This is a genomic window from Mesorhizobium sp. M2A.F.Ca.ET.039.01.1.1 (assembly GCF_003998035.1).
Lineage (GTDB): Bacteria > Pseudomonadota > Alphaproteobacteria > Rhizobiales > Rhizobiaceae > Mesorhizobium.
The window spans coordinates 1-4,839 of record NZ_RZRY01000490.1; the positions used below are offsets into that span (position 1 = coordinate 1).

The 4,839-nt window shown below is 64.4% G+C and carries 4 protein-coding genes; 2 read left to right on the forward strand and 2 right to left on the reverse strand.

The annotated features are described in order from the left end of the window. Nucleotides 1–254: 254 nt before the first annotated feature. Complete coding sequence (locus tag EOA24_RS27545) at nt 255–1,340, forward strand: HPP family protein (protein WP_126083224.1); 1,086 nt, start codon at nt 255–257, stop codon at nt 1,338–1,340. 102 nt (nt 1,341–1,442) lie between these two features. Here the strand turns inward: EOA24_RS27545 and EOA24_RS27550 are convergent, their stop codons facing one another. After that, on the reverse strand, nt 1,443–2,309 hold the full coding sequence (locus EOA24_RS27550; RefSeq protein ID WP_126083225.1) for a crotonase/enoyl-CoA hydratase family protein: 867 nt from the start codon (nt 2,307–2,309) through the stop codon (nt 1,443–1,445). Nucleotides 2,310–2,393: 84 nt separating this feature from the next. Here EOA24_RS27550 and EOA24_RS27555 point away from each other — a divergent pair, with 84 nt between their 5' ends. Continuing rightward, on the forward strand, nt 2,394–2,984 hold the full coding sequence (locus EOA24_RS27555) for a TetR/AcrR family transcriptional regulator (RefSeq protein ID WP_126083226.1): 591 nt from the start codon (nt 2,394–2,396) through the stop codon (nt 2,982–2,984). Nucleotides 2,985–3,034: 50 nt separating this feature from the next. On the opposite strand, the gene EOA24_RS27560 is transcribed toward EOA24_RS27555, so the two are convergent. Then, nucleotides 3,035–4,258 (reverse strand): anion transporter, encoded by a 1,224-nt coding sequence (locus tag EOA24_RS27560; protein WP_127253722.1) that lies wholly within the window; start codon nt 4,256–4,258, stop codon nt 3,035–3,037. Nucleotides 4,259–4,839 lie beyond the last annotated feature (581 nt).

Genomic DNA, 4,839 nt, shown 5'->3' on the forward strand with positions numbered 1-4,839 from the left:
CCCGCCGCTATACTGCGCCAACGCACCCTTAGCCGAAGCGGGGACTTCCGGCGAGTTGCCCAGCGGATACTGCTAACCATCAACGCCTTGACGCGATTGACAAAGCCTGGGCCGCTGGCGGCATGTCCTCCGCAGCGTGCCGCGCAATAATATTCCCTCCGGCCGCGAATATACGGATTGGTTTGGCTTCCAAATCCGTGACTTCAGCGGCATTGCGTGCAGCGCAATTCCACCCATTCGATCCAGGGCCTGCCATGGCGTTTCGCCTCTTTGTTCCAATCCTCGCCGGAGCGACGCTTCGCGAGCGGCTGCTCGCCTGCATCGGCGCGACCATCGGCATCGCGCTCACCGGCATGATCAGCGGGCTTGCCATGGGCAGCGGCCCGCTTGTGGCGATGCTGGTGGCGCCGATGGGCGCTTCCGCCGTGCTGCTCTTTGCCGTTCCCTCGAGCCCGCTGGCGCAGCCCTGGTCCATCATCGGAGGCAACACGATTTCGGCGCTGGTCGGGGTGACGGTGGCGCATTTTGTGCATGACACGGTGATCGCCTCCGGCCTTGCGGTGGCGCTGGCGATCGCCGCCATGTCGTTCACGCGATCATTGCATCCGCCGGGCGGCGCGGCGGCGCTTACCGGCGTGCTCGGCGGGCCGGCGGTTGCGGCGGCCGGCTTCCTGTTTCCGTTTGTGCCGGTGGCGCTGAACTCAACCGTCCTGGTCGCGCTCGGCTTCCTCTTCCACAAGCTGTCGCGCCGCAACTATCCCCATGTTCATGTGCCGGCCAACAGCAGTCACGGCACAGCCGACCGGCCGCCGGCCGAGCGCGTCGGGTTTCGGCCCGAGGATGTCGATGCGGCGCTCTCGGCGCTCGACGAAACCTTCGACATCGACCGCGATGACCTGGAGCGGCTGCTGCGCCAGGTCGAGCTGCAGGCGATGGTGCGCTCGCAGCGCACGCTGCTTTGCCGGGACATCATGTCCCGCGATGTGATCTCGGTGCCGGAGACGGCTTCAGCCGACGAGGCGCGCAACCTTTTGATCGACCACAACATCCGCACCTTGCCGGTCGTCGACGCGGAAGGACGGCTCACCGGCGCAATCGGCCTGCGCGAGCTGACGAGAGCGACCGACACGGTGGGAGGGGTGATGTCGAAAGCAAGCACCGCTTTGCCCGACATGCCGGCGATGAGCCTGCTGCCGACACTGACCGACGGGCGCAGTCATGCGGTGGTGATCGTCGATGGCGGCCGGCATATACTTGGGCTGATCACGCAGACCGATCTGCTGGCTGCGGCTGCGCGCGTGCAGCAGGCAGGCAAGGCGCCGTTGAAAGCGGTGGCCTAGGAGCAATTCGAGGACCATGGTCACGGTCTTCCGCCTGAAAGTGCATGGAACCTGAAGCGGTTCAGCGCTTCAGTGAAAAGCCGAGCCGCTTCAGACAGGGCGTCAGCCAGGCAAGTGGACCGCCCGGTCGAGACGCCGCGTGGCGCCAGTGGCCTTGTCCGGCCGGGCGACATGCGCCCATGAGCCGTCATAGACCGCCTGCCGCCGCTCGATCCAGGCGTTCACGCCCTCGCGCAGGTCTGCTGTCGGGGCCACGCGGGCGAATTGCTCGGCCTCCACCAGCAAGCCTTCCGCTATGCTCGAATTGATGCCACGCGCCACCGCTGTGAGGATGCTGGCGACCGCCGTCTGCGAATGACTGACGATGCGGCGGGCAAGGTCAAGGGCCGCCCGCATCAGCTCTTCGTGCGGCACGACCTGGTTGACCAGGCCAAGCTCGGCGGCACGAGCGGCGGAGAATGTCTCACCGGTTAACAGCAGCTCCAGCGCGCGCTTGCGGCCGGCAAGCCGCGGCAGCCGCTGCGTGCCCCCGAAAGTCGGCGGCATGGCAAGCTTGATCTCCGGCTTGGCGAACAAGGCACGGTCGCTGGCGACGGCCAGCGGCACCGCTTCGGTGATCTCGCAGCCGCCGCCAAAGGCTAGGCCGTTGACGGCGGCGATCACCGGCTTGCGGAACGCCTCCAGCCGCGCCGTCAGACGCTGGCCGCGCATGACGAAATCGCGCAGCGCCGCATCGGTGCCCTCGGCCACGCTCAACGAGAATTCGTGGATATCGCCGCCGGCGGAAAAGGCGCGCTCCCCTGCCCCTGTGAGGATGACGGCGCGCACGTCATTATCCGTCTCGATCAAGTCGAGACGCGACAGCAGCCGGTCGATCAGCGCGTAATTCAGCGCATTCAGCTTGTCGGGGCGGTTGAGGGTGAGGATCGCGACGCGGTCGCGCGTCTCGCTCAGCACAAGGTCGGTCATGGCTTTTTCCTTTTCCGGTGGTTCGGCGGGATAAGGAGCAGGCTTTCGATTGCTTGTATATTCACTAGTCGGTATACTTACACGATGAGCGAAAAGACCAATCCTACGCGAAAACGCCTGGTCGATGCGGCGACCAAGCTCTTCTATGCCGAAGGCATCGGCCGCGTCAGCGTCGACGCCGTGGCCGAGAAGGCAGGACTTACCAAGCGCACGCTCTACTATCATTTCAAGAGCAAGGACGATCTGATCGCGGCCTATCTCGATGGACGCGACCAGCCTAATCTCGAGCAGATGGCGGGCTGGTTCGATGCGGCGGAGGGCGGCGCGGACAAAAAGGTCGAGGCGATCTTCACCAACTTAGCGCGGGTTGCCCGCCATCCCAAATGGAAGGGCTGCGGCTTCCTGCGCACGGCGGCCGAGCTGGCGGCGATGCCGGGGCATCCGGCGGTGAAGGCGGGAGCACGCCACAAGACCAATTTCGAGAAATGGCTGGCCGGCGCGCTTTCAAGCCACGATGTCGCCCAGGCGAAGATGCTGGCGCGCGAGATCGTGCTTTTGATGGACGGCGCCTTTTCCAGCATGCTGATCCATCACAATCCCGACTACGTCAACGCCGCCGGCCATGCCGCCGCGACGCTGATACGGGCGCGGATGGCAGGCAAACACGCAGCTTAGATCGTGGACGCTCGCGGCGCGTCGATTGAGGCGTTCGAGGGGCGGCCTCTTCAGGACAAGGCCAGCCAGGCGGTGCCGGCGAGAAGCGTCACCAGCGTCAGCGGCAGGCCGACCTTGAAAAAAGCGGAAAAGGAAAGCTGCTTGCCGGCAGCCTTGGCCTGCTCGGCGACGATCAGGTTGGCGACCGAGCCGAGCAGCGTGAAATTGCCGGCAAGCGTCGAGCTCATCGCCACGACCAGCCAGGCGCGCTCCGGGTTCTCCAGCCCGGGAATGAACGGCCGCAGCGCCAGCACCGCCGGCACATTGCTCATGATGTTGGAGAGCACCGCGGTGAAGCCCGAAAGGCGCCAGACATCGTCGAGGCCGATGTTCTTCGCCCAGGCGATCATGTCGGGCGTGAGCAGCGTGCGCTCGGCGCCTGCCACCACCACGAACAGGCCGGCGAACATGAAGAGCAGCGGCCCGTCGATCTCGCGATAGATGCGCCGAGGCTTGATTGCCCGGGTGACCAACAGGAAAGCGCCGGCAATCAGCGCCGCCTTGGCGACGGGAACGCCGGCGAAGAAGGCGAGCGCCAGCAGCACGCAGACGATGGTGGCCTTCAGCACCTGTCCGGGCAGCATGCGGCCCCGATACACTTCCGGGCTGAGCTCGGCGGGGCGGGAGAATTCCGCGCGGTAGACGATGCGTATGATGACGATGACGCAGAGCAGGCCGAATAGCGCCACCGGCGCGAGCGCCACCGTGAAGGCCGGATAGGAAATGCCGGACAGCGCGCCGATCACCATGTTCTGCGGATTGCCGGTGATGGTGGCGACGCTGCCGCAGTTCGAGGCGGTGCAGGTGGCGATGAGGTAAGGCACCGGGTTGCGGTTGATGACGCGGGTGACATGAACGACGATCGGCGCCATCACCAGGCAGATCGCGTCATTGACCAGGAAGGCCGAGAGCACGCCGGTCAACAGCGTCACCATGACCAGGAGCATGAAGGGCGCATGGGCGTGTTCGATGGCAAAGCCGCCAAGCGCCCGAAACGCGCCCGAAACCTTCAGATGCGCGACCACGATCATCATGCCGAGCAGCAGCGTGATGGTATCGAAATTGATGGCCTTGTAGGCATCCTCGATGCTGATCGCGCCGATGGCGATCATAAAGGCACCGCCAAGCAGCGCGATTCCGGCGCGGTCGAGGCGCAGCCCGGGAATGCGGCCGACGGCGACGCCGGCATAGGTGAGCACGAGGATGAAGAGCGCGCCCGCGCCGGTCCATGTCATTGCAAGAAGGTTCCCGTTGCCTGCCCTGTCCGCCAGAATCGGCCGGAGGACGGGTCGGCCTCACATTTAACAAGGGCGGCGGAAAGGGAAAGCGTGCAAGCGCAGCAAAGCGTGATGACGCTTTCATGGCTTTCACATTCATAAACCCTAATGTAAAGAACGGTGAATTAACATATCTGACCGAAAATCCAGGCGTTGGGGGACGAAACGGATGAACACGGTCGTTGAAGCGGAACATCGCGTCCTATCGCGGGAGGAATTGATGCGTCCGCAGGAATGTCCCCGCTGTCAGGGAGCCAAAAAAGTCTTCGTTTGCGCGCGCTGGCTGAGCTCGAACGGCCATTGCTGTCCGGAGGGCACCCACCGGATTAACTGCCCAGGACACAGCGTCGCCTGTCTCGAATGCAGCGGGCGCGGCAGCTAGAGCGTTTCACCGTTTCACGGAAACGGCGAACCACTCTATCTCCTTGTTATTACGCAATTCCGGACGGAAAACCGCTCACACTTTTCCTGGAATTGCTCTAGCGGTACCCGACAGCCTCCGATCGACCACAGCGTCGCCGTGGCTCAATCCTGTACTC